General features: G+C 73.8%; 18 protein-coding genes. 13 read left to right on the top strand and 5 right to left on the bottom strand.

Annotated features, from left to right (window positions below):
- Window positions 1–346: 346 nt before the first annotated feature.
- From TK50_RS15280 to TK50_RS15240, 9 genes are all read left to right on the top strand, one after another.
- Window positions 347–1,723 carry a DegT/DnrJ/EryC1/StrS family aminotransferase gene (locus tag TK50_RS15280; RefSeq protein ID WP_043963342.1) on the top strand — a complete coding sequence of 459 codons (1,377 nt, stop codon included), beginning with the start codon at window positions 347–349 and terminating at the stop codon, window positions 1,721–1,723.
- Complete coding sequence (locus TK50_RS15275) at window positions 1,720–2,970, top strand: MFS transporter (RefSeq protein WP_043963341.1); 1,251 nt, start codon at window positions 1,720–1,722, stop codon at window positions 2,968–2,970. The genes TK50_RS15280 and TK50_RS15275 overlap by 4 nt, the downstream gene beginning before the upstream one ends.
- Complete coding sequence (locus TK50_RS15270; RefSeq protein ID WP_043963340.1) at window positions 2,967–3,908, top strand: sulfotransferase; 942 nt, start codon at window positions 2,967–2,969, stop codon at window positions 3,906–3,908. Before TK50_RS15275 ends, TK50_RS15270 begins: the two co-directional genes overlap by 4 nt.
- Window positions 3,909–3,913: 5 nt before the next feature.
- Window positions 3,914–4,744: an SDR family NAD(P)-dependent oxidoreductase gene (locus TK50_RS15265; RefSeq protein ID WP_043963339.1), complete on the top strand. Its 831-nt coding sequence runs from the start codon at window positions 3,914–3,916 to the stop codon at window positions 4,742–4,744.
- Between the two features lie 57 nt (window positions 4,745–4,801).
- Window positions 4,802–5,647 (top strand): methyltransferase domain-containing protein, encoded by an 846-nt coding sequence (locus TK50_RS15260; RefSeq protein WP_043963338.1) that lies wholly within the window; start codon window positions 4,802–4,804, stop codon window positions 5,645–5,647.
- A gap of 55 nt (window positions 5,648–5,702) precedes the next feature.
- Window positions 5,703–6,578 (top strand): family 3 encapsulin nanocompartment shell protein, encoded by an 876-nt coding sequence (locus TK50_RS15255; RefSeq protein ID WP_043963336.1) that lies wholly within the window; start codon window positions 5,703–5,705, stop codon window positions 6,576–6,578.
- Window positions 6,579–6,587: 9 nt separating this feature from the next.
- A complete protein-coding gene (locus TK50_RS15250; protein ID WP_043963335.1) occupies window positions 6,588–7,898 on the top strand; it encodes an NAD(P)/FAD-dependent oxidoreductase in 1,311 nt (436 codons plus the stop codon).
- 35 nt (window positions 7,899–7,933) lie between these two features.
- Entirely contained in the window at window positions 7,934–8,629 is a 696-nt protein-coding gene (locus TK50_RS15245) for an aspartate/glutamate racemase family protein (RefSeq protein ID WP_043964634.1), read from the top strand.
- A gap of 168 nt (window positions 8,630–8,797) precedes the next feature.
- Window positions 8,798–10,240 (top strand): arabinofuranosidase catalytic domain-containing protein, encoded by a 1,443-nt coding sequence (locus TK50_RS15240; RefSeq protein ID WP_043963334.1) that lies wholly within the window; start codon window positions 8,798–8,800, stop codon window positions 10,238–10,240.
- Window positions 10,241–10,323: 83 nt separating this feature from the next.
- Here TK50_RS15240 and TK50_RS15235 read toward each other — a convergent pair whose 3' ends face one another.
- Genes TK50_RS15235 through TK50_RS15220 form a run of 4 tightly spaced genes read right to left on the bottom strand, consistent with a single transcriptional unit; the run spans window position 10,324 to window position 16,575 of the window.
- Window positions 10,324–12,717, bottom strand: a complete 2,394-nt coding sequence (locus TK50_RS15235) for a GNAT family N-acetyltransferase (RefSeq protein ID WP_082106332.1) — start codon at window positions 12,715–12,717, stop codon at window positions 10,324–10,326.
- Complete coding sequence (locus tag TK50_RS15230) at window positions 12,714–14,006, bottom strand: lysine N(6)-hydroxylase/L-ornithine N(5)-oxygenase family protein (protein WP_043963333.1); 1,293 nt, start codon at window positions 14,004–14,006, stop codon at window positions 12,714–12,716. The genes TK50_RS15235 and TK50_RS15230 overlap by 4 nt, the downstream gene beginning before the upstream one ends.
- Window positions 14,007–14,051: 45 nt before the next feature.
- Complete coding sequence (locus tag TK50_RS15225; RefSeq protein ID WP_043963332.1) at window positions 14,052–15,542, bottom strand: pyridoxal phosphate-dependent decarboxylase family protein; 1,491 nt, start codon at window positions 15,540–15,542, stop codon at window positions 14,052–14,054.
- A 4-nt stretch (window positions 15,543–15,546) separates the two neighbouring features.
- The gene (locus tag TK50_RS15220) at window positions 15,547–16,575 is read right to left on the bottom strand and encodes an ABC transporter substrate-binding protein (RefSeq protein ID WP_043963331.1); all 1,029 of its coding nucleotides are present in this window, start codon (window positions 16,573–16,575) and stop codon (window positions 15,547–15,549) included.
- Between the two features lie 68 nt (window positions 16,576–16,643).
- Here TK50_RS15220 and TK50_RS15215 point away from each other — a divergent pair, with 68 nt between their 5' ends.
- From TK50_RS15215 to TK50_RS15205, 3 genes are all read left to right on the top strand, one after another.
- The gene (locus TK50_RS15215; protein ID WP_043963330.1) at window positions 16,644–17,753 is read left to right on the top strand and encodes a FecCD family ABC transporter permease; all 1,110 of its coding nucleotides are present in this window, start codon (window positions 16,644–16,646) and stop codon (window positions 17,751–17,753) included.
- Window positions 17,750–18,775 carry a FecCD family ABC transporter permease gene (locus TK50_RS15210; RefSeq protein WP_043963329.1) on the top strand — a complete coding sequence of 342 codons (1,026 nt, stop codon included), beginning with the start codon at window positions 17,750–17,752 and terminating at the stop codon, window positions 18,773–18,775. The genes TK50_RS15215 and TK50_RS15210 overlap by 4 nt, the downstream gene beginning before the upstream one ends.
- Window positions 18,776–18,872: 97 nt before the next feature.
- Window positions 18,873–19,685, top strand: a complete 813-nt coding sequence (locus TK50_RS15205; RefSeq protein WP_043963328.1) for an ABC transporter ATP-binding protein — start codon at window positions 18,873–18,875, stop codon at window positions 19,683–19,685.
- Window positions 19,686–19,804: 119 nt separating this feature from the next.
- Here the strand turns inward: TK50_RS15205 and TK50_RS15200 are convergent, their stop codons facing one another.
- Window positions 19,805–20,971, bottom strand: coding sequence for an ATP-grasp domain-containing protein (locus TK50_RS15200; protein ID WP_241773997.1), 1,167 nt, complete (start codon window positions 20,969–20,971; stop codon window positions 19,805–19,807).
- Between the two features lie 720 nt (window positions 20,972–21,691).
- Between TK50_RS15200 and TK50_RS15195 the strand changes: the two genes are divergently transcribed.
- Complete coding sequence (locus TK50_RS15195; RefSeq protein ID WP_043963326.1) at window positions 21,692–25,363, top strand: non-ribosomal peptide synthetase; 3,672 nt, start codon at window positions 21,692–21,694, stop codon at window positions 25,361–25,363.
- Window positions 25,364–25,461 lie beyond the last annotated feature (98 nt).

Raw genomic sequence — 25,461 nt, 5'->3', positions numbered from 1 at the left:
AAGCCCTTACCGAGGGTGATCACCGCGAGGGCGTGGCGGAGGAGGTCCGCCCAGCTCAACGACGTACCAGCGGCCGACTGCGACACGGTCGACGACCGGCGGTCACCGGACCCCTCGTCGACGACCGGACGGAACCCGCCGGAAACCGAAGACACGGGTTGACGGGCCGCACCCCCAAGGCAATCATGACTGTCACTGGGCGGCGATTGACGCGATTCCGGATCGACGAATTCTCCCACGTCAGTGGGGCTATTCGTGCTGTCCGCACGACGCGCGCCGGCCACCGTTCCGCAGGTCGGAGAAAAGCCGGCGGAACACCCGTCAGGAACGAGCGAGGAGTCCGCCGGTGAACGGGAACGACGAAGCTCCCGCGCCGCCCCGGCCACTGCCGGCGGCGCGCCCTGATCGACCGGAGGACCGCCTCGCCCTGCACGGCGGCGCACCCGTCCGGCACACCCCCTGGCCCACGTACGACAAGGGTGCCGTCTTCGTCCACCCCGAGGACGAGGAGGCCGCCTGCCGGGCCGTGCGCAGCCACCTCTACTTCCGCTACGACCACCGCCCCCAGCACGAGACCGAGTGCGGCCGGTTCGAGGACGAGCTGTGCCGCTTCTTCGGCACCCGGCACGCGCTCGCCGTGTCCAGCGGCACCGCCGCGCTCGCCCTGGCCATCATGGCGGCGCGGGTGCCCCCGGGTTCCCTGGTCGCCTGCCCCGGGTTCACGTTCGTCGCCACGCCGAGCGCGATCGTCATGGCCGGCTGCCAGCCGTTCCTCGTCGAGGTGGACGAGGACCTGCGGATGGACCTCGACGACCTGCGCCGCCGCTGGCAGCCGGGGATCCGGGCGATCCTCGTGGTGCACATGCGCGGTTTCGCCGCCGACGCCGAGGCCCTCGCCGCGTTCGCCGCCGAGATGGGCGTGCCGCTGATCGAGGACGCGGTGCCCGCGCTCGGCGCGGAGCTGCGCGGCCGCAAGCTCGGCACGTTCGGGGCGGCCGGCGCGTTCAGCACCCAGTCGGACAAGGCGCTCAACTGCGGCGAGGGCGGCTTCCTGGTCACCGACGACACCGAGCTGTTCGCCCGCGCGGTGGCGCTGTCCGGGGCGTACGAGGGGCGGCTGCGGCGGCACTTCCCCGACGCCGAGCCGCCGCTGACCGGCCTCGACCTGCCCCTGCTCAGCCTGCGCATGGACGAGATCCGGGCGGCGCTGCTGCGCGCCGAGATGGCCCGCCTGCCGCAGCGGCTGCGGCTGTTCCACCGCAACTACGACCGGGTCGCCGCCGCGCTGGCCGACGTGCCGGGCATCGCGATCCGCCGGCCGGTCGCCCCCGGGGCGTACCTCGGGGAGGCGTTCGTGTTCCGGGTGCCCGGCGGCGACGCCGGCTGGTTCGCCCGCGCGCTGTGCCGGGAGGGCATCGACGCGCGCAACATCGGCGCCGACGACGACCTCAACGTCCGCGCGTTCTGGAACTGGCGGTTCGCGTACGACACCGACGACGTGGACGCGATCCGGGCGATGCTGCCGCGCACCGCCGGCTACCTGCGCGAGGCCGTCGACGTGCCGCTGTCGTCGAACCTGACCCCCGACGACTGCGACGACCTGGTGCGGGCGGTGCGCAAGGTGGCCGCCGCGCGGGACGCGGCACCCGCCGGGCCGCCGTCGGACGGGCCGGCAGGGCCCGTGGTCGCGCCGGCCGGGGCGGCGGAGCCGGTGGGCCGATGACGGACCACCCCGCCCGCGCCGTGCCGCGCCCCGCCCTGGTCGGCATCTTCGGCGGGCTGTTCGCCGGCTACCTGGGCCTCACCGCCGTGATCCCGGTGCTGCCGGCGTTCCTGCGCGACCGGCACGCCGCCGGGGACCTGGTCGTCGGGCTGGTCGTCACGGTCACCGCCGGGACGGCGCTGCTCGTGCGGCCCGTCGCCGGCGCGCTCGCCGACCGGTACGGCCACCGCACCGTGATGCTCACCGGCGCGCTCGTCGCGGCCCTCGGCGGGCTGCTCTACTTCCTGCCGCTCGCGGTGCCGGCGCTGGTGGCGGTGCGGCTGCTGCTCGGCGCGGGCGAGGCCGCCCTGTTCACCGCCGGGGCGGTGTGGACGGTGGCGCTCGCCCCGCACCACCGCCGGGGCCAGCTCATCGGCCTGTACGGGGTGAGCATGTGGGGCGGCATCTCCGCCGGCACCTTCCTCGGCGCGACCCTGCAACAGGTCTCCTTCACCGCCGTCTGGGCGCTCGCCGCCGCCGCTCCCCTGCTGGCCGCCGCCCTGATCGCCCTGGTCCCGGTGCCGCACGGGGAACCCGGTACCGCAGCGCCCCGGGAGCCCGGGACCACCGCGCAAGGGAAATCCAGGGGCGGCGGTGGGCTGCTGCTGCGCCCGGCGCTGCTGCCCGGCACGGCGCTCGCCCTCGGCGCCGCCGGGTACGCCGGCCTGGCCGCGTTCGTCGTGCTGCACCTGGACGCGCGCGGCATCGGCTCCGGCGTGCTGGTGCTGAGCTGCTTCAGCGCCGTGTACGCCGGCACCCGCCTGGTCATCGGCCACCTGCCCGACAAGCTGGGCCCCCGCCGGGTGGCGGCCTGGTCGGCGGCCGGCGAGGCGGTCGGCCTGACGATCGTCGCGCTCGCGCCGAACCTGCCCGTCGCCGTGGCCGGCGGCGTGGTCACCGGCGTCGGCTTCTCGCTGCTGCACCCGTCGCTGGCGCTGATGGTGATGAACCGGGCCGAGCCGACGCGGCAGGGGGCGGCGATCGGGGCGTACACCTCGTTCTGGGATCTGGGGCTCGCGGTGTGGGGGCCGGTGACGGGCCTGGTGGCCGCGACCCTCGACTACCCGGCCGTGTTCGGCGTCGGCGCGGCCTGCGCCGTCGCGGCGGCGGCCATGGCGGCCTGGATCGGCCGCCCGGCGGGCGGCCACGGCGGCACCGGCAGGCCCGGGAAGCCCGGGAGCGAACGGACGGAGGCCCGCGCGGCATGAGCGACCTGACGGTCCTGTGCGTCACCGGCTGGTGCCGCAACGGCAGCACCATCATCGGCAACGTCCTCAACGAGGTGCCCGGCTTCTTCCACGTCGGCGAGCTGCACTTCCTGTGGAAGAACTCCACCGGCCGGGGCGTCAACGGGCTGTGCGGCTGCGGCCGGGAGCTGACCGCCTGCGACATCTGGTCCCGGGTGCTGCCCGTCGGGCGGCCCGCCGGCCTGTCGGCCGACGCGCACGCCGCGCAGGTGATCGCCCGCCAGCGCTCCCGGGTGCGCACCCGGCACACCTGGCGGGTGCTGCGCCGGGGCCTGCACGACGGCGAGATCCGCGCCCACGCCGAGCTGATGGGCCGGGTCTACCGGGCGGTCGCCGAACGCACCGGCGCGCACACCATCGTGGACACCACGAAGATCCCCGGGGAGGCGGCGCTGCTGGCGCACCTGCCCGGGATCACCCCCTACTACGTGCACCTGGTGCGCGACCCGCGCGCCGTGGCGCACTCCTGGCGGGAGCCGAAGCAGTACGTGTACGCGATGTCGGCGGCGCGCAGCACCGCGTACTGGCACGGGTTCAACCTGGCCTCGGCGGCGATCACCCGGCGGCACCCGCAGCGGTCGACGCTGCTGCGCTACGAGTCGTTCACCGCCGACCCGGCCGGGACGATCGACGCGCTGCTGCGGCTGTGCGGGGCCGACCCGGCCGGCAACCCGGTGCGCGGGCGCACCGTCGAGCTAGGCACCAACCACACGGTGACCGGCAACCCCGACCGGTTCCGAAGCGGCCCGACCGTGATCCGCGACAGCGACGAGGCGTGGCGGCGCACCCTGTCGGCCGCCGACCGGCTGGCCGCCACCGCCCTGGCCCAGCCCCTGTTCACCCGCTACGGCTACCGGTCGGCCGGGGCGGGCCGGCTGTCACCGACCGGCGGAAGGTAGGAGACGTGGATCTGGGGCTCACAGGACGGGTGGCGCTCGTCGCGGGCGGGTCCAGCGGCATCGGGCTGGCCTGCGCGAAGGAGTTCGCCGCCGAGGGGGCGCACGTGGCGATCTGCGGGCGGGACCCCGGCCGGCTCGCCGCCGCCGAGCGGGAGCTGGCCGGGGTGGCGAAGGGCCGGGTCAGCGCCACCGCCGTGGACGTCACCGACGCCGACGCGGCCCGCCGCTGGGTCGACGGGGTGGCCGCCGACCTCGGCGCGGCGCACGTCCTGCTGGTCAGCGGCGGCAGCCCGCCGATCGGCCCGGCCAGCCTGTTCGAGACGGCCGACTACCGGGCCGCCGTCGACCGGGTGCTGCTGCCGGCCGTCGGGCTGGCCCTCGCGGCGCTGCCGCACCTGCGCGCCGCCGGCTGGGGGCGGCTGCTCTTCGTCGCCTCGGAGACCGCCGCCGTGCCGATCGCCCCGCTGCTGCTGTCCGGGGTCACCCGGGCCGCGCTGGTCCGCTTCGCCCAGGGCCTCGCCGTGGACGTGGGCCGCGACGGGATCACCGTGAACGTGCTCGCCCCCGGCTCGGTGCGCACCCCGCCGATGGAGCGGGCCGCCGCCCGGCTCGCCGGTGACGACGGCGACGTCGAGCGGCAGCTCGCCGCCATGGGCCACCACAGCGCGCTGGGCCGGCTGGCCCGCCCCGAGGAGGTCGCGGCGGTGGCCGCGTTCCTGGCCAGCGAGCGGGCCTCGTTCGTCACCGCCGGGGTGCACCTGGTCGACGGCGGCGCGAGCGCCACCGGCCCGGACCTGCCGCACCTCACCGGCGTCCGGAAAGACACCTACGCCTGAGATCCCCATCCCGGCGGCGGCCTCGCCGGCCGGCGGCACAGCACGGAGGAGTGCGCGATGTCCACGACCAGCCCCACGTTCACCGAGCGGGACGTCTCCGAGTTCTTCGACCAGACCACCCAGACGTACCTCAGCTTCTGGGACAGCGAGGGCGTGCTGCACACCGGCTACTTCGCCGACGACGCCGACACCGACTACCACGCCGCCGCCGACCGCACCTCGGACCTGCTGGCCGCCGAGGCCGGCATCGACGCCGCGTCGACGGTGCTCGACGTCGGCTGTGGCTGCGGCAACTTCCTCCTGCGGCTCGCCGGGCAGACCGGCTGCCGGGGCGAGGGCCTGGACCTGAGCATCGAGCGGGTCCGGTTCGCCCAGGCGAAGCTCGCCGAGCGGGGCACCGAGGGGGTCACCTTCCGGCACGGCTCGGCCACCGCAATGCCGTACGACACGGCGACCTTCAGCCACGTGGTCAGCCAGGACGCGCTGTTCCTGGTGCCGGACAAGCCGCGCAGCCACGCCGAGATGCACCGGGTCCTCGCCCCCGGCGGGATCCTCGCGGTCACCGACTTCCTGCAGCCCACCACCGACATCGGCGAGGCCGCCCGCCGGCACGTCTACGACCGGGTGCGGTGGAGCGGCGGCTACTCCCTCGACGGGTACGCCGAGGCCCTGACCGCCGCCGGCTTCGAGGTGCTGACCGCCCGCAGCCTCGACACCCACATCCGGCAGACGTACCGGGTGCTCGGCGAGACGGCCCGGCAGCGGGCCGCCACCACCGACGACCCGGCCGCCCGGGAGTGGATCCTCGGCTTCGCCGCGTCCTGCGGCGAGATCCAGGCCGCCATCGACCGGGGCGAGTTCGGCTGGGGCATGTTCGTCGCCCGCAAGCCCACCGCACAGTGACGACCCGCCCCACCGCGCAGTGACGACCCGACCCCGACCGGAAGGTGTGCGCCCGATGCAACGAACCGACGTCATCAAACGGACCATCGCCGAGGTCGTCGAGGACCGCCGCAAGCAGCTCTCGCCGGGGCAGGTCTTCGTCGACGCCTTCGCCGAGGGCGGCTTCGACACCCGCGTCGACTACGACGTCACCATCACCGACTCGCTGACCAGCTCGCGGCGCAAGCCGCGCTACCCGTCGCGCAACATGCTCAAGGTGGTGGACCTGTCCCGCGACCCGCAGGAGTTCTACTGGCACGAGAGCCCCGCCCGCCCCGGCGACCCGGCCGTGGACGGCGCGGACCTGCGGCGGGAGGCCGCCAACCACTTCCACCGGTCCCCCATCCCGCCGCTTCACACCACGAAGGCGTGGGTGCAGGTGCCCGACGGGCTGTGGGACGACCCGACCAGCTTCGCCGAGTTCATCAACTACCGCCTGGTGGTGCGGCTCGCCACCGCCGAGAACGTCACCATCCTGCGCGGCGAGGGCGGCCTGCTGACCATGCCGGACATCGCCCGGCTCACCGACCCGGGCCCGTTCGGTTCCACCATCCTGTCGGCCTGCAACGAGGTGGAGCAGAACGGCAGCACCGCCGACGGGCTGATCATCAACCCGGCCGACTACTACCGGCTGCTCGGCTCCGGCACCCTGATGCGCGACGTCGAGGAGAACGGCGTGTTCATCGTCCGGACCCGACTGGTCGACCCGGGCACGGCGATCGTCGGCGACTTCGGCCACGGCGCGCTGCTGTTCGACGCCGGCCGGTCGATGATCTCCTTCGCCGAGCCGCCGCCGGGCACGTTCGCCGAGCCCGGGGTGGCGCTGACCGCCGAGATCTACGAGCGGGTGGTGCTCAACCTGCCCACCTGCTTCTTCGTGGTCAGCCTCTAGGCCGCCGCGATGTCGACGACGCCCGCGCCGCGCCCACCCGGCGACGACCCCGACGTGCTGGTCGTCGGCGCGGGCGTCGTCGGCCTGTTCTGCGCCTGGTTCCTGGCCCGCGCCGGGCACCGGGTCACCGTCGTCGACCGGGGCGAGATCGGAGACCCGGCGGCCTGCTCGTCGGGGAACACCGGCTTCGTCGGCACCCAGGGCGCCGCGCCCCTGGCCGAGCCGGGCGTGCCCGCGAAGGGGCTGCGCTACCTGCTCGACCCGGAGAGCCCGTTCCACGTGCGGCCCCGCCCCGACCCGGCCCTGCTGGCCTGGCTGTGGCACTTCCGCCGCCGCTGCACCGAGCAGCACGCGCGGGCCGCGTTCGACGTGCTGCTCACCCTCAAGCAGCGCAGCCTCGCCATCCTGCGCGAGGTGTGCGCGACCGGCCCGCTCGCCGACACCCTCACCGCCCAGGGGATGCTGCTGGCCTGCAGGACCCCGGAGGGCTTCGCGGCGGCCCGCGCCTCCGTGCCGGCGGCCGTCGCCCGGGGCGTACCGCTGCGGGTGCTCGACCCCGGCGAGCTGGCCGCCCTCGAACCGGGCGTCGCGTTCGACGTGGCCGGGGCCCTGCTCAACGCCGAGGGGGCCGCGCTGCGCATCCCCGCGTTCCTGGTCGCGTTCGCCGACGCGCTGCGGGCCGCGGGCGTCGACATCCGCACCCACACCGAGGTACGCGACTTCGAGGTGGCCGGCGACCGGGTGCGGGCCGTGCGCACCAGCGGCGGCGACCTGCGTCCCGCCGAGGTGGTGCTCGCCGCCGGGGTCTGGTCGGTGGCCTGCGCCCGCCGGCTCGGCGTCGACCTGATGCTCCAGCCCGCCAAGGGGTACGCGGTCGACGTCGCCGCCGGCGCGCACCCGCCCCGGCTGCCGATCCTGCTCAGCGAGGGGAAGGTGGCCGTCATGCCGCTGGGCGACCGGCTGCGGCTGGCCGGCACCCTGGAGCTGGTGGGGATGGACACCAGCGTCTCGCCGCGCCGGATCGACGGCATCGTGCGCACCGTCGCGTCGTACCTGCCGGGGCTGGACACCGACCGGCGGGTGCAGGTGTGGAGCGGGCTGCGCCCCTGCACCCCGGACAGCCTGCCGCTGATCGGCCGGCCCGGGGCGTACCGCAACGTGGTCGTCGCCGCCGGCCACGGGCACATCGGGATGGGCCTGGCCCCGGCCGGCGGCCGGCTCGTCGCCCAGCTCGTCGGCGGCGAGCGCCCGGAGCTGGACCTCGCGCCGTTCGCCGTGGACCGGTGGCGGCGTCGCCCGTTCGCCCGGAGGAACCGATGATGCCGTCGCGGCGCAACCGACTCGCGGAGGAACCGATGACCGACGCCCCGATCGGCGTGCTCTGCCTGGACACCTCGTTCGAGAAGATCCCCGGGCACATCCGCAACCCGGCCACCTTCGACTTCCCCGTCGTCTACCGGGTCGTCGAGGGGGCCACGCCGCAGCGGCTCGTGCGGGAGGCCGACCCGACGCTGCTGGAGCCGTTCGTGGCGGCGGCCCGGGACCTAGAGGCCGCCGGGGTCGCCGGGATCACCGGGGCGTGCGGGTTCCTGGTGCTGTTCCAGGCCGAACTGGCGGCCGCCGTGTCGGTGCCGCTGTGGTCGTCCAGCCTGCTGCAGCTTCCCATGGTGCACCGGATGGTCGACGGGCCGGTCGGGCTGCTCGTCGCCGACGAGGCGGCGCTCACCCCGCGCCACCTCGCTGCGATCGGCGCGGAACAGGTGCCGGTGCGGGTGACCGGCATGGCCGGGCAGCCGGAGTTCACCGAGGTGATGCTGGAGGGCCGCCGCGACGCCCTCGACGCCGACCGGCTCGAACGGGAGGTGCTCGACCGCGTCGACCGGCTCGCCGGGGCGCACCCGGACCTCGGGGCGCTGGTGATCGAATGCACCGACCTGGTGCCGTTCGCGCACGCCATCCAGGCCCGGCTCGGCCTGCCGGTGTTCGACATCGTGACGCTCACGACCATGCTGCACGCGACGCTGACCCGTCGCCCGTTCCCGGCCGCGTGACGAGGCGCTGACCGGAGGCCCGCTGCTGGTGGGGTCCGTCGAGAGGTAGCACACCTCATCGATTGACATTAATGTCGAGGGTGTGACGTATGACGTCTCCATGCGTACCACACCACACCCCACCCCAGGAGAGGACCGACGAACGTGAAAGGAAGGCTGAGTCGCTTCATGACCGTCGCGGGGACCCTGGTGGTCCTCGTCGTCGGCGCCGGCAGCTACGTGCTCTCGGACGCGCCGCAGGCGCGGGCCGCCACCACCGGCCCATGTGACATCTACGCCTCCGGCGGCACGCCGTGCGTGGCCGCGCACAGCACCACCCGCGCGCTGTACGGCGCGTACAACGGCCCGCTCTATCAGGTCCGGCGCGCGTCGGACAACACCACCCGCGACGTCGGCGTGCTGAGCGCGGGCGGCTACGCCAACGCCGCCACCCAGGACACGTTCTGCGCCAACACGACCTGCGTCATCACGATCATCTACGACCAGTCCGGCCGCAACAACCGCCTCACCCAGGCGCCCCCCGGCTACTGGCCCGGCCCCGCCCCGGGCGGCTGGGACAACCTCGCCGACGCGAAGGCCGCCCCGATCACCGTCGGCGGCCAGAAGGCGTACGGCGTCTACATCGCGCCCGGCACCGGCTACCGCAACAACAACACCAACGGCGTCGCCACCGGCGACCAGCCGGAGGGCATCTACGCGGTCGTCGACGGCACCCACTACAACCAGTGGTGCTGCTTCGACTACGGCAACGCGCAGACCGACGGCCAGGCGGACTCGCCCGCCATCATGGAGACCGTCTACTTCGGCGCCAACAAGCAGTGGGGCTACGGGGACGGCGCCGGCCCCTGGATCATGGCCGACCTGGAGTGGGGGCTGTTCTCCGGGGTGAACGCGGGCTACAACAAGCTCGCGCCGATCAACCACCGCTTCGTGACCGCCATGGTCAAGGGCGAGCCGAACCACTGGGCGATCCGGGGCGGCAACGCCCAGTCGGGTGGCCTGACGAACTACTTCGACGGGCGGCGTCCCAACGGCTACCACCCGATGAAGAAGGAGGGCGCGATCCTGCTCGGCATCGGCGGCGACAACAGCGTCTCCGGTCGCGGCACCTTCTTCGAGGGCGTGTTGACCTCGGGCTACCCGTCGAACGCGACCGAGGACGCCGTACAGGCCAACATCGCCGCCGCCGGATACGCGCCGGCCGGCGGCGGCACCCCCCAGCAGAACGTCCAGCTCGTCGGCGGCCAGTCCGGCCGCTGCGTCGACGTGCCCAACGCCAGCACCACCAACGGCACCCAGACCCAGCTGTGGGACTGCACCGGCGGCACCGCCCAACGCTGGACCCACACCGCCGCCAAACAACTCCAGGTGTACGGCACCAAGTGCCTCGACGCCAGCGGCGCCGGCACCAGCAACGGCACCCAGGTGATCATCTGGGACTGCCACGGCGGCACCAACCAGCAGTGGAACCTCAACGCCAACGGCACCCTCACCAACGCCCAGTCCGGGCTCTGCCTCGACGCCAACGCCGCGGGCACCGCCAACGGCACCAAGCTCATCCTCTGGTCCTGCAACGGACAACAGAACCAGCAGTGGAGCACACGTAGCTGAGCGCACCGCGACACCCGCTCGCCGGGCGCCGGCGGGCAGGCCAACCAGGGCCTGCCCGCCGGCGCGCCGCTTCCCGCCGAGACTCAGGCAGTCCGGCGCCGGGCGTACGGGGCGATGGGGTTGGCCAGGGTGCCGGCGAACTGGAGCGCCGCCGACGGGTCGGACAGGTCCACCATCTGCTGGTTGTCGCGCAACTGGAGCCGGTTGAGGCAGGAGTGCGCGAACTCCGGCGCGAACAGGTCGTGGCGGGCCAGCCGGTCGGCCAGGTGCGGCACCCGGGCGGCGTAGTCGGACGCGCAGTCGGCGACCGTACGCCAGAACTCCTCCTCGGTGAGCAGCCCCGCGTCGAGCAGGACCACGTTGAGGTGGCGCAGGAAGCAGGAGAACACGTCGGTGAAGATCGACAGGATCTTCTCGCCCTCGGGGATGTTCGCCCGGACCCGGTGCACCGCCTCGGGCAGGTCGGCGTCCGGGTTCATCACCACGATCTCCTCGGCGATGTCCTTGAAGATCGCCCGCTCCACCGCCCCGTCGCGCAGCACCAGGATGACGTTCTCGCCGTGCGGCATGAACGCCAGGTCGTAGGCGTAGAGGGAGTGCAGCAGCGGGGTGAGGTACGCGTCGAGGTAGCGGCGCAGCCACACCGGCGCGGGCAGCCCCGACTCGGCGACCAGGGCGGCGGCGAACGACCCGCCGGCCGAGTCGACGTGCAGCAGCGACGCCATGGTGGCCAGCCGCCGCCCCGGCTCCAGGCCCGGCACGGGGCTCTCCCGCCACAGCGCCGCCAGCATCTTGCGGTACGGGGAGTACCGGTCCGTCGCCGCCTCGAAGCGGCGGTTGCGGTAGCCGATCGCGGCCCGCTCCCGCAGGATCGTCAGGCCGGTCGAGGCGAGCACCTCGTCGCGGTCGATCAGGTCGGCGAGCCAGTCGTTGATCGCCGGGGTGGCCTCCATGTACGCCGCCGACAGGCCCCGCACGAAGCCCATGTTGAGCACGGACAGGGCCGTCTTGACGTAGTGCCGCTCGGGGTGGGTGACGTTGAAGAACGTCCGCACGGACTGCTGGGCGAGGTGCTCGTCCGGGCCGGGGCCGAGGCAGACCAGCCGCTGCTCGGCCACGTCGGCGGCGAACGTGACGGCGAGCCGGTTCCACCACTGCCACGGGTGCACGGGCAGGTAGAGGTAGTCGGCCGGGTCGAGGCCGAGCCCGGTGAGCGTGGCGGCGAACCCGGCGAGCGTGGCGTCGCCCAGCTCGGCCCGGTACAGGGCGTCCGCGTCGGTGTCGGCGGTGCAGGTGAAGGTGGTGTGGTCGCGGTGCGCGGCGAGCCAGAGCAGCCGCACGGGCCGGCCCACCTCGGGGGCGTACCGGTGATATTCGTCGATGCCGAAGCCGATGCGGCCGTTGTTGGCGACGAAGCCGGGGTGGCCCTCGGTCATCCGGGTCTCGACCGTCTGGAAGTCGGCGCGGGCCAGCTCGGCGGCGGGGGTCTCGGGCCGGTCCAGCTTGTACGCCCAGCCGGCCAGGGTGGAGGTGATCTCCTCCAGGTAGACCGGCAGCACCCGGTCGGTGAGGCCGAGCGCGCCGCGCAGCTCCACGCACAGGTCGAGGGCGTCCAGGGGCAGCTCCACGCCGTCGCGGCGGCGGGTGATGCTGGCCGGGTCGATGTGCCAGTGGTCGAGGGCGAGCCGGCGGGCGGCGAACCGGTAGGTGACGGTGCCGTCGTCGCTGGTCACCTCGTAGTCGGCGGACGCGCCGGGTGCCGGGGCGGCTCCGCCGGGCTCGGGGGTGAGCAGCCGCTCGTGGGAGAACTCGGCGAGGGCCTTGCGCACCAGCAGCCGGTTGGCGCGCGCCCACGTGTCGGGGGTGAGGTGGGCGACGGCGTCCTGCGGGTCCACGGTGTCCGGTCCTTGGGGTTGAGCTGCGGTGGCGGCGGCGAACCGGGCGCGGGTGCAGAAGGAGAGCAGGCCGGTCTTGGCGGGCAGCGCGACGGTGCCGGCGGGGGTGAAGCCGACGGCGGCGTTGAGGGCGTGCACGGCGGTGTTGCGCACGTCTGGCTCGACGACCACCCGGCGGTGCGCGGGGTCGGCGAACAGCCACGCCATCACCGTGGTGATGACGGCGCGGGTGAAGCCGGAGACCGGGGTGTCGGTGGGCGCGCAGAGGAAGTGCATGCCCACGTCGCCGGGGCGGGCCGGGTAGCGCCCGGCCAGCTCGACGCGCGCCGGGTCGTAGCGTTCGACGAGGAACGCGGGCTCGCCGCGCCACAGGCCGACGAACGCGTCGTGGTGCGGGTCGGCGGCGATGCGGGCGTACTCGGCGGCGACCCGGGCCACGTCGGCGTCGCCCATCAGCCAGAACGCGGCCTTCGGGTGGGTCACCCAGGAGTGCAGCAGCGCGGCGTCCGCGGCCGGGTCGAGGGTACGCAGGGCGAACTCGCCGAGCCGGGGGTCGGTGCGGGTGTAGACGATCTCCGTCACGCCCCCACCCCCGCCGGCACGCCGAACTCCTGGAACGCGATGCGCCGCTCCACCGGGTAGGGCTCGCGGCCCAGCAGCTCCCGGATGATCACCGAGTTGCGGTACGGGCCCATGCCCAGGTCGGGCGAGGTGACGCTGTGGGTGTGGGTGCCGCCGTTCTGCAGGAAGATCCGGCCGGCGTGGTCGACGCGGTAGTCGCGGGCGACGTCGAGGCGGCCGTGGGAGTCGAAGCGCAGCAGGTGGCGCACCGGGTCGAGGAAGTCCGGCACCTGGAAGCGGTAGCCGGTGGCCAGCACCAGGCCCTCGGTGGTCAGGTCGAACTCGCCGCCCTGCTCGACGTGGCGCAGCCGCAGCGCGTACCCGCCGTCGGTGTGCTCCGCGCCGGTCACCTCGGTGTTGGTGAGCAGCCGGGTGTCCACCGCAGCGGCGACGCTCTTGGCGTACAACAGGTCGAAGATGTCGTTGATCAGGTCGGCGTCGATGCCCTTGAACAGGCCCTTCTGCTCGGCTTCGAGGCGGTAGCGGGTGGCCTCGGGCAGGGCGCGGAAGTAGTCGACGTAGTCCGGGGACGTCATCTCCAGGGTGAGCTTCGTGTATTCCAGGGGGAAGAACCGGGGCGAGCGGGTGACCCAGTTCAGCTGGTAGCCGTACGTGTCGATGTCGGCCAGCAGGTCCTGGTAGATCTCGGCGGCGCTCTGCCCGGAGCCGACGACGGTGACGCTGCGGCGGCGGCGCAGCGCGTCGCGGTGCGTCACGTAGTCGGAGGAGTGCACGACGCCGTCGCCGCCGAGCCCGGCGCAGGCCGCCGGCACGTGCGGCGGGGTGCCGGTGCCGAGCACCAGGTTGCGGGCCAGGTGGGTGACGGTCTCGCCGGTGGCGGTGACCGTGGCGGTCACCGCGAACACGTCGTCGGCCGGGTCGTGCGTGACGGCGGTGACCCGCTGGCCGAAGCGCACGCTGGTCAGCTTCTGCACCGCCCACCGGCAGTACGCGTTGTACTCGCTGCGCAGCGGGTGGAACCGCTCGCGGATGTAGAACGGGTACAGCCGACCGGTCTCCTTGAGCCAGTTGAGGAACGAGAACGGCGAGGTGGGGTCGGCGAGGGTGACCAGGTCGGCCAGGAACGGGGTCTGCAACCGGACGGTCTCCAGCAGCATCCCCGGGTGCCAGTCGAAGGTGTCGCGGGCCTCCAGGAACAGGCAGTCCAGGTCGGACAGCGGCTCGGTGAGGCAGGCCAGGCCCAGGTTGTACGGGCCGAGCCCGACGGCGACGACGTCACGGGTGGGCATGCGGTCGCTTTCTGCGCGGGGTTGGGTGGTGGGCACGGTCGCCGGTCAGCCGACCGGGCAGGGGGCGACGGCGGCGGCCCGCTCGCCCACGTACCGGTCGGCGTGCCCGGCGATCAGGTCGACGACGTGCGCCACGTCGTCGAGCGTGGTCTCCGGATTGAGCAGGGTGAACTTGAGGTACTGCCGGCCGTCGACCCGGGTGCCGGCGACGACGGCCGCCCCGGAGGCGGCCAGGGCGCGGCGGGCGTGCCGGTTGGCGTCGTCGGCGAGGTGGCCCGCCGGGGCGGGCGGCAGGTAGCGGAACACGACGGTGCTCAGCGTGGGCCGGGTGACCACCTCGAAGCGGGGGTCACCGGCCAGCAGCCGCCACGCCCCGTCGGCCCGGTCGATCACCTCGTCGAACAGCTCACCGACCGCGTCGGGGCCCATCATCCGCAGGGTCAGCCACAGCTTCAGGGCGTCGAAGCGGCGGGTCGTCTGGAGGCTCTTGTCGACCTGGTTGGGCAGCTGCTCCCCGCTGGCGCGGGGGGCCGGGTTGAGGTAGTCGGCATGGTAGGTGGCGTGCCGCAGCACCTGCCCGTCGCGCACCAGCAGGGCGCTGGAGGAGACCGGCTGGAAGAACGACTTGTGGTAGTCGACGGTCACCGAGTCGGCGCGTTCGATGCCGGCGAGCAGGTGCCGCCGGGTGGGCGAGACCAGCAGGCCGCAGCCGTACGCGGCGTCGACGTGCAGCCGCGCCCCGGCGGCGGCGCACCGGTCGGCGATGGCGTCGAGGGGGTCGATGGAGCCGAAGTCGGTGGTGCCGGCGGTGGCGACGACGGCCATCACGATGTGCCCGTCGCGCTGACAGCGGGTCAGCTCGGCGTGCAGCGCGTCGGGGCACATCCTCCGGTCGGCGTCGGTGGGCACGGTGCGCACGGCGTCGGCGTCGAGGCCGAGCAGGGTGGCGGCCTTCTGCACGCTGAAGTGCCCGGCGGCGGAGGTGAGCACCCGCAGCCGGGGCAGCAGCTCGCGGCGGGGGGCCGGATTGCGGGCGCACGCCTCCTCCCGGGCCAGCAGCAGCGCCTGGAGGTTGGACTGGCTGCCGCCGCTGGTGAAGACGCCGTCGGCGGCGGGCCCGAGGCCGATGCGCCGGGCGGTCCAGTCGATGAGCCGGCGCTCGATGAGGGTGCCGCCGGCGCTCTGGTCCCAGGTGTCCAGGGAGGAGTTCACGGCGGTGAGCACGGCCTCGCCGAGCAGCGCCGGGATCACCACCGGGCAGTTGAGGTGGGCCAGGTAGCGGGGGTGGTGGAAGTAGACGGCGTCGCGCAGGTACACCTCCTCCAGCTCGTCGAGGGCGGCGGTGGCGTCGGCGAGCGGCCGGTCCAGGTCGACGGCGGCCACGGCCGGGGCGAGCGCGGCCGGGCTGACGCCGGTGAACGGGCGGTCGGTGCGGGCGATGCGGGTGCCGACCCGGTCGATGCCCTCGGCCAGCACCCGCCGGTAGTCCTCGGCGGTGCCGGTGGTCAACAGGTGGGCGCGGGGAGTGCCCGCCACGGCGTCAGCTCACCTTCTTCGCGGCGGCGATGGCCTTGGCCAGGTTCTCCAGCAGCGGCGCGGCCCCGGCGTAGGAGAAGCGCGGCACCGCGTCCCACGGCGTGACCTGGTTGGCCTTCACCGCCGGCAGCGCCGCCCAGGTGGGCTTCTTCGCCAGGTCGGCCGGCTGCAGGGCGGTGGTGCGGTTGTCCAGCAGGATCAGGTCGGCCGGGAACTTGTCGGCGTTCTCCCAGCTCAGGGCCTCGAAGTAGTCGCCCTGCTCCAGCTTCGTCGGCACCACGATGTCGACGCCCAGCTCCGCGAAGTACATCAGGTCGGTGCTGACCTTCGGGTTGGACGCGTAGAACACGTCGGGGCTGCCGGACGCGGCGAGGACCTTGATGCCGGGGTTGGCCTTGACGGCCTGCCGCACGCTCTCGGCGGCCGCCTCGAACCGGGCCTTCGCGTCGGTGACCTTCTTGGCGTTGAGGTCGGCGCCGAGGGCGGCGGCCAGGGCGGCGTACCGCTCGATGGGCCGGTTCATCGGCACCCGGGCGGTCTGGATGGCGACGGTGGGCGCGAGGGCGAGGATCTTGTCCTTGCTCTCGTCGGGGACGTACCAGAACGCGCCCGGGTCGTACATGTGGGTGACCAGCAGCTCGGGGCGCAGGGCGGCGTACTTCTCGATGCTGAACTCGCCCCAGACGTTGCCGAGCACGGTCACCTTGCCGACGTCGAGGTCGCCGGCCTGCGGCTCCTTCGAGCCGTCGGAACGGGTGGTCTCGCCGAACACGCCGACGAGCTGGCTGTCGAGTCCGAAGTCGACCAACGCCGCGGCCACGCCGGTGAAGGCGACCACGCGGGTCGGGGTGGCGTCCCGGGTCACCTTCTCGGGCCGGTCGTCCGTGAACGACCAGGGGCCGCTGGTGGCGGCCGGCGAGGCGGAGTCGTCGGCGCCGCCGCAACCGCCGAGCAGGGCACCGACGGCGAGGGCTCCGCCGGCGGAGAGCAGGCCACGGCGGGTCAGGCGCGGGCGGGACACGGGTACGGGCATGACGGCTTCTTTCCGCTCCGGGGTGGTCCGATGACCAAGGGCGAGGTTAAGTTACCCTAACCTAAGTTATTGTCAACAGCCCTCAGCGATCGATTCCCACCACACAGGAGCTTCCGCTGTCCGTCACCGACTCGTCGCCGACCGCACCCGCGCCGCCGGCGACGCCCCCCGCCCCGCCGCCGCGACGCGGCCGGCCCGCAGCCCGGATCGCCGGGCTACTGGCCGCGTTCGCCCTGCTCACGGCCGTGTGCGCGGTCAGCCTCGCCGTCGGCGCGCGGCAGCTCGGCCTCGCCGAGGTCTGGGCGGGACTGTGGGACCCCGCCTCCCCCGCCCACGCGGTGGTGCAGCAGATGCGGCTGCCGCGCACCCTGCTCGGCCTGCTCGCCGGGGCCGCCCTCGGAGTGGCCGGCGCGGTCATGCAGGCCGTCACCCGCAACCCCCTCGCCGACCCCGGGCTGCTCGGCATCAACGCCGGCGCGTCCGCCGCCGTGGCCAGCGCCGCCGCGTTCCTCGGCGTCGCCACCGTCGGCGGGTACGTCTGGTTCGCCCTCGCCGGCGCGGCGGCCGTCACCGCCCTCGTCTACGCCGTCGGCGGCGGCCGGGGCGCCACCCCCGCCCGCCTCGCCCTCGCCGGGGCGGCCCTCAACGCGGCCCTCTACTCCTACGTCAGCGCGGTGATGCTGCTCGACGCGGCCTCGCTGGAGAAGATGCGGTTCTGGACCGTCGGCTCGCTGGCCAGCGCCGACCTCGCCACGGTGGCCCGGGTGCTGCCGTTCGTCGTGGTCGGCCTGGCGATCGCCCTGGCCGCGGCCCGCCCGCTCAACGCCCTCGCCCTCGGCGACGACCAGGCCCGCGCGCTGGGCGCGAACCCCGCCGTGGTCCGCGCCGCCGTCATCGTCGCCGTCACCCTGCTCTGCGGCGCGGCCACCGCCGCCTGCGGGCCGCTGGTCTTCGTCGGGCTGCTGGTGCCACACCTCGTGCACACCCTCACCGGGCCCGACCTGCGCTGGCTGCTGCCGGCCTGCGCGCTGCTCGCCCCCGTGCTGCTGCTCGGCGCCGACGTCGCCGGCCGGGTGCTCGGCCGCCCCGGCGAACTCCAGGTCGGCATCATGACCGCCGTGCTCGGCGGCCCGCTCTTCCTGCACCTGGTCACCCGCACCCGGGCGGTGCGCGCGTGAGCGTCGTACGCGTCCGAGGCTGGTCGGTGCGGTTCCGGGCCCGCGCCCTGCTCGTCGGGCTCGGCTGCGCCCTGGCCGCCGGCGCGCTCGGCGTCGCGTCGATCGGCGGCGGCGACTACCCGATGAGCCCCGCCGACGTGCTGCGCACCCTCGCCGGCGGTGGAACCGTCGCCGAGGACTTCATCATCGGCGAGCTGCGGCTGCCCCGGCTCGTCACCGCCCTGCTCGTCGGGGCCGCCCTCGCCCTCGGTGGCGCGGTCTTCCAGGCCCTCGTGCGCAACCCGCTCGGCAGTCCCGACATCCTCGGCGTCACCCAGGGCGCGGCCACCGGCGCGCTCCTCGTCGTGGTCGTCGGCGGCGGCACCCTCGCCCTGGCCGGCGCGGCCGTGGCCGGCGGGCTGGCCACCGGCGTCCTGCTGTGGGCGGTGGCGTGGGCGCGCGGCGCGCACGGGCACCGGCTGATCCTCGCCGGCATCGGCGTCGCGGCGATCCTCACCGGCGTCAACGGCTGGCTGCTGACCCGCGCGCAGCTCATGGACGCCGCCCGCGCCGTGCTCTGGCTCACCGGCAGCCTCGACGGGCGCGGCTGGGCGCAGGCGGTGCCCGTCGCCGTCACCCTCGCCGTGGCGGTGCCGGTGGTGCTGTTCGCCTGCGGGCCGGCGCTGCGGATGACCGAACTGGGCGACGACACGGCTGCCGCGCTCGGCGTACCGGTGCGGGGCCTGCGCACGACGCTGCTGGTCGCGGCGGTGCTGCTGGTCTCCGTCGCCGCCTCGGCCGCCGGGCCGGTCAACTTCGTCGCGCTCACCGCGCCGCACCTGACCCGCCGGCTCACCCGCGCGCCCGGCCCCAACCTGGCCGCCGCCATGGCGCTGGGCGCGGCGATGCTGGTCGCCGCCGACCTGATCGCCCAGCGCGGCTTCCCCGGCCACCAACTCCCCGTCGGCGTCGTCACCGGCGCGCTCGGCGGCGGCTACCTGGTGTGGCTGCTGGCCACCGAACGCCGCGCCGGCCGGCTGTGAAAGGAGGGGCACCTTGTTGACGCATCCTGTAGAGGAAGGGCCCCTTCTCAACACCCGCCCGGCCCACCTCTCCCCGACAGAGAACGGAGCACCACCCATGCGGCCCGGCACCCCCCGGCTCAGCGGCGACGGGCTGACCCTCGCGTACGACAAGCGGACCATCGCCCAGCGGCTCGACGTGACCATCCCCGACCGGTCGTTCACCGTGGTCATCGGCCCGAACGCGTGCGGCAAGTCCACGCTGCTGCGGGCCCTCGCGCGGATGCTCAGGCCCACCGCCGGCACGGTGCTGCTCGACGGGCGTGACATCCACGCCCAGCCGGCCCGCCGCGTCGCCCGCACCCTCGGCCTGCTCCCCCAGACCTCCATCGCCCCCGACGGCATCACCGTCGCCGAGCTGGTGGCCCGGGGCCGCTACCCGCACCAGGGGCTGCTGCGGCAGTGGTCCCGCGACGACGAGCGGATCGTCGGCGAGTCGATGGCCGCCACCGGCGTCGCCGACCTCGCCGACCGCCTCGTCGACGAGCTGTCCGGCGGGCAGCGGCAGCGGGTGTGGATCGCCATGGCCCTCGCCCAGCAGACCGAGCTGCTGCTGCTCGACGAGCCCACCACGTTCCTCGACATCGCCCACCAGATCGAGGTGCTCGACCTGTGCGCGACGCTGCACGAGGAGCAGGGGCGCACCCTCGTCGCGGTGCTGCACGACCTCAACCAGGCCGCCCGGTACGCCAGCCACCTCATCGCCATGCGCGACGGGCAGGTGGTCGCCGCCGGCCCGCCCCGGGAGATCGTCACCGCCGACCTGGTCGAGCGGGTGTTCGGGCTGCCCTGCCGGGTCATCGACGACCCGGAGACCGGCTCGCCGCTGGTGGTCCCGGCCGCCCGCCGCGTACCGACCCCACGCCCCTGACCCCCACTCCCCCGGACCCCCTGGCCACCGCCCGCCCCGCGTGATCAAGAGGTTTGCGTCACGGCGGGGCCGGAAGATGACGCAAACCTCTTGGTCAACGCACGCCTGGCGGCAAGCCGTCAGGTGGGGAGGGCGCGTTGGATCTGGGAGATCAGGACGCCGCAGGCGTAGCGGTCGGCCGCGCCCACCATGCCGAGGATGGTCGCCGGATGCGGGCCGTTGTCCGTCTCCGCCGGGTCGTAGTGCATGAACACGACGAGTTCCCCGCGGTCGATGAACGGGACGAGGACCGGCTCGACGTCGAGGCCCGGCGCGAGCGTGAAGAAGGTGGTCATGGCGCACGGGTGCTGACCCAGCAGGGAGCTGCGGTGCAGCACCGACGTGGTGGCCGCGCTGACCCGGAAGTTCGGGTCGATGACCCGTAGCTCGCCGTTTCGGCCGACCCCGGCGTCGAACGAGCAGTACCCCCGGTACCCGAGGGCGCTGGCCTTTCGGACCCCTGCCGTCAGCGCTTCGACCAGCTCCGCCGGCGGTTGGTCGTCGTCGAGCACGCAACCGACCCACGTCGAGGTGGGCTGCGGCAGGTGCACGGACGCACCGAAGTACTCGACCGAACCGCTCTCCGTCACACCGAACTGGAGGCCCCAGACCGTCCGGAAGGGAACCTCCTCCTCGACGATCCACCGGTCGCTCACCTGCTCCAGCTGGTGGAACAGCGACCGGTTCAGCCGGTCCTGCAACCTCCGGGTGAAGATCGCGATCCCGCTGTACACCTCGGTGCCGGCCGGCTTGAGCACCGCCGGCCGGCGGTCGGCCCGCACGATCTGCCGTACCTCGGCGGGGGTGGCCACCTGCCGGCGCGGCAGGTAGTCCGGCGCGATCAGGGTCTCCAGGACCGTCTTGTTGTTGAGGCGGGCCAGCAGGTCCGGGGCGACCCGGGCCGGCGCGGCCCGCAGCTGCGGGTCCTGCGGGGGAAACTGGAACTCCAGCAGCTCGCCCCGCCCGGCGGCCTCCCGGGCGAGCCGCACCGCCTGCTCGCCGGAGCGATACTCACGCAGGTCGCTGGGCGTCTTGAGGCCGCACCGGCTGAGCAGGCGCAGCGACTTGTCGGCGCTGGCCCCGCTGCTGCAGATGACCGCCGACTGGTGCGGCAGGGTCAGGTGGAGGCCGGTGACCATGTCCAACCCGTTGTGCAGGCCCGCGCCCGCGCTGGTCAGATAGCGGCTGCCGGCGGTCTCCACCGGGCTGGGCGGCCGGGCCAGGACCACCCCGTCGTGCGCGAACACCTGTACTTGGATAGGCCCATCCATTGGATCTCCTGACATGCCGGCCCCGCACAGGGGGCCTCGGGGTGTGGCGAGAAGCCCGGTACGCCACGGCCGCGAGCTGCGGAGCACGTGGCGGGTGAGGCATGGCGTACCGGTCCTGGTGAGGCCGCTCGGCCGCGAGAGTCGGGCGTGCCGCGTGCACCGGCCGGACGGATCCGGGCTGGGCCGGTCAGGTAGCGGCTGGCTTGTGGTCAGCGCTGCGCCGGCGCGATGCACACCAGCAGCCGATGTGTGATCAACCAGTCACCGACTGCGTCATGATCGACATCATGATCGGTGAAGCATAGTCAGCGCCCTGCGGGCGCGCGGATGGGCCGGACAGCCGAGTGGGACCGGCCCATTTCGCCACCGCCGCGCTAGGGGTCCACCCCACCCGAATTCTAGGGGTGTACGCCGCTTGGCCAGGCTCCGTAGCGTCGGGCCCCGTCGGGTCGTCGTTCCCCCGCACCGCACCGGACCGGGAACGGATGTGGGCGATCGTGGGCCCGCCCGCGACCGGAACATGGCGAGGGCGGGTCGTTCGGCGGTGGCCCGGCACCCTGCGGTACGTCCACCCGCGACACGTCCCCGCCACGGCATTGTCGTGCTGCGGTACGTCCGCCCCACGGCACCACGGCCGACCGGCCGCCTCGGCCCGCGCCTCTCCCGGTCGTCCCCATTCACTCGGAGGTTGGGCTCATGCCTGTTGGGTTCGCTGATGGCGCGGTGGACGCCGGGGGTCTGGACCTGGCGGGTGATCTGCGGCGGGTGGTGGTGTGGCCGGCGCGGGCGGGTTCGGTGTCGGGGGTGGTGTCGTGGCCGGTGGGTGTGGCGGGTTCGGGTGTCGTGGTGGTGGCGGGGCTGGTGGGGGTGTTGGCGCGGTATACGGGTCAGTCGGAGGTGGTCCTCGGGCTGGCCTCGGGTGGTGTGGTGCGGGTGGATGTGGCGGATGATCCGGGGTTTGGTGAGTTGCGGGGTCGGGTGGAGGCGGCGTTGGCGGCTCCGTTGTCGGCGGCGGCTGCGGAGTCGGTGGGTCCGGTGGTGGTGGGGTTGGCCGATGGGCCGGTGGCCGAGGTGGGGCCGGGTGTGGTGGATACCGGTCTGGTGGTGTGGGTGGCCGGTGACGGTTCGGGTCTGCGGGTGGACTTTGCGGTGGAGGAGTTCTCGGACGGTTGGGTGCGGGGGTTTGTGGATGCGGTGGTGACGCTGGTGGTGGCGGGGTTGGGTGAGCCTGGGCGGGGGTTGTCGGGGTTGGGGTTGGTGTCGGCGGTGGAGCGGGATCGGTTGTTGGGGTGGGGTCGGGGTCCGGTGCGGGAGGTGCCGACCGTGCCGATTCACGAGTTGGTGGTGGGCTGGGCACGGCGGTCACCGGAGGCGGTGGCGGGCGTGGCTGGTGGCGAGGTGTTGACGTACGGGGAGTTGGAGCGCAGGTCGGGGTTGCTGGCGGGGTTTCTGCGGTCGGCGGGCGTCGGTGTGGGCGATGTGGTGTCGTTGGCGTTGGATCGGAGTTTGTGGACGTTGGTGGCGGCGTTGGGGGTGTTGCGGGCGGGTGCGGCGTATACGCCGATGGATGTGGCGTGGCCGGCGGAGCGGATGCGCCTGTTGTTGGCTGATCATGGTGCGCGGGTGGTGTTGACCGTGGGTGAGGTGGTGTCGCGGGTGCCGTGCCCGGGTGGGGTGCGGGTGGTGGCGTTGGACGAGGAGTGGCCGCAGATCGAGGCTGCCGGTCCGGTGGACCTGCCGACGGTGGGGGTGGATGGGCCGGCGTTCGTGATCTACACGTCGGGGTCGACGGGCACACCGAAGGGTGTGGTGTTGACGCACGAGAAGCTGACGAACTTCCTGGCCTGGATGGCCGACGAGTGCGCCATCGGCCCCGACAGCAGAATGCTGCACTCGGCCGCGCCGGTCTTCGACGCCGCGTTCGGGGAGGTCTTCGCCACGCTCATCTCCGGTGGCCAGGTCGTCGTCTGCTCCCGCGACGACCTGCTCGACGTACGCCGGCTCACCGGGCTCATCGAGCGGCACGGCGTCACTCACACCTTCGGGCCCGCGACGAACGTCGCCCCGCTCGACCCGACGGCCTGCCCCAGCCTGCGCTGCGTCGTCCTCGGCGGCGAGGCCGCACCGCCGCAACTCGTCCAGCGCTGGCTGGCGGCGGGCGCCCGGGTCATCAACGCGTACGGGCCGGCGGAGGCGTCCGTGGCGTGCACCTGGTACGACGCCTCCACCGGCTGGGGCGGACCCTACGTACCCATCGGCTGGCCCATGCCCAACCGACAGATCCACATCGTCGACACCCACCTCAACCTCGTCCCCGCCGGCATGCCCGGCGAAATCCTCATCACCGGCCACGGCATCGCCGACGGCTACCTCAACCGCCCCGAACTCACCACCCAACGATTCGTCACCGACCCCCACACCGGCCAACACGCCTACCGCACCGGCGACCTCGCCCGCTGGAACACCACCGGCGCCCTCGAAATCCTCGGCCGCATCGACCACCAGATCAAAATCAACGGCATCCGCATCGAACTCGGCGAAATCGAAACCACCCTCGAACAACACCCCGACGTCACCACCGCCATCGTCACCCGCCGCGACGACAACAACACCCCCCGCCTCATCGCCTACGTCACCGGACGCGACGGACGTACCCCCACGCCGGAGGCGCTGCGCGAGCATGCCGCCGCCATCCTGCCGTCCTACATGGTCCCGGCGGTCGTCATGGTCCTGGACCGGTTCCCCGTCGGCGGCACCGGCAAGATCGACCGGGCTGCGCTCCCCGCCCCGGACGGCCGCCGCCCCGATCTCGGCGTCGACTACGTCGCACCTGGCACCGAGCACGAGCGACTCGTCGCCACGGTGTTCGCCACCGTCCTCGGCATCGACCGGGTCGGCGTCCACGACAGCTTCTTCGACCTCGGCGGCACGTCCCTGCAGTCGGCGGCCGTGGCCACCGGCATCGACGAGGCCGCCGACGTGGTCGTCCCCGTGTCCCAGATCCACCGCACCCCGACCCCGCACGCGCTCGCCGCGTGGCTCGCCACCGCGCCGCGGCGTACGGGCACCACCCCGGCCGCCGGCCAGGGCCGCCAGCGTCCCGGGCCGGTGCCCCTCGCGCAGCAGGTGGCCAAGTGCCTGATGTCGCCCCTGGAGGTCGTGGTCCCGGTGAGCTGGTGGGTCGAGGGCGACCTCGACCTGCGGGCGTTGATGGCCGCGCTCGGCGACGTGCACCGCCGGCACGAGGCCCTGCACGCCCGCTACCGACGGGTGGAGCCGCCGGTGGCGCTGGTCCCGGCGAACCCGGGTATGCCGCAACTGCTCCTGCTCACCGACGCCACCACCACCCAGGACGCCCTCGACCAACTCGCCGACGCCGTCCAACAACCCCTCGACTACACCCAGGGCCGCAACTGGCGCACCGCCATCATCCGCGACCGCTCCACCAACCGCACCCTCCTCGGCATCGGCATCCACCACATCGCCTTCGACGGCTGGTCCCACACCCTCCTCGTCCACGACCTCACCCACGCCTACACCGCTCGTAAGGCCGGACAGTCACCCACCTGGGACCATCCGGCGCCCACCCTCCGCCAGATCCACGACGAGTACGCCCGGCTCCGCGACGCCGCCGACCTGCCCGCCCAACGCGCATACTGGCGTGGCCAACTCCACGGCCTACCCCGGCAGGGCGACGGTGGGCCGACCGTGTCGCTGGAGCAGGCCCTCGCCTGGGGCCCGAAGGCCGGGCACACCGTGACGGTGCCGCCCGAGGTGATGCAGCGGTGGGACCGGGCCGCCCGGGAGCACCGGTTCAGCCGCTCCAGCTACTTCGTCGCCGCCTTCGCCACCGCCCTGCGCGCCGTCCACCACCAGGACGACATCGGCCTGCTGATGGTGGTCGCCAAGCGCGGCAGCCGGGTGCTCGACTCCGCGTTCACCACCCGACTCAACCTCAACTGCGTGCGGGTGCGCTTCGACGGGCCGCAGGACGACAAGCTCGTCCTGCGGGTCCACGAGACGGTCGCCGACCTGATGCGGGCGCAGGACGTGCCCTTCGCGGAGACCGCCGACGATCCCGCGGCCGGGCTCTCCAGCGAGGTGGTCGCCAGCCTGCCGACCTTCGTCTACCAGGACAACGTGGTGCTCCCGCTGGACCTGCCCGGCTGCCGCACCGAGGAGGTCGTCGACCCGTACGCCCGGGAGGTGTCCAACGGCCTCACCGTGGAGGTGCTGCCCCGCGCCGACCACGCCCTCCTGCGCGTCACCATCCGCACCGACTACCTGCCGTACCGCTTCGCCGAGGAGCTGAACGGCCACATGCTGCGCTTCCTCGAGGCCGGTCCCGCGCCGGCTCCGGGCCGCTGATCGAACGTCGTACCCCCTCATGCCGTGGGCGCGGACGGCCGCGTCCACGGGGTTTCCTGGTTTCCCGAACCGGCCCTGCCTACGGGCGACGCCGGTCC

This window comes from Micromonospora haikouensis (assembly GCF_000876225.1).
Lineage (GTDB): Bacteria > Actinomycetota > Actinomycetes > Mycobacteriales > Micromonosporaceae > Micromonospora > Micromonospora haikouensis.
This window is presented reverse-complemented; position numbering and strand designations above follow the sequence as displayed.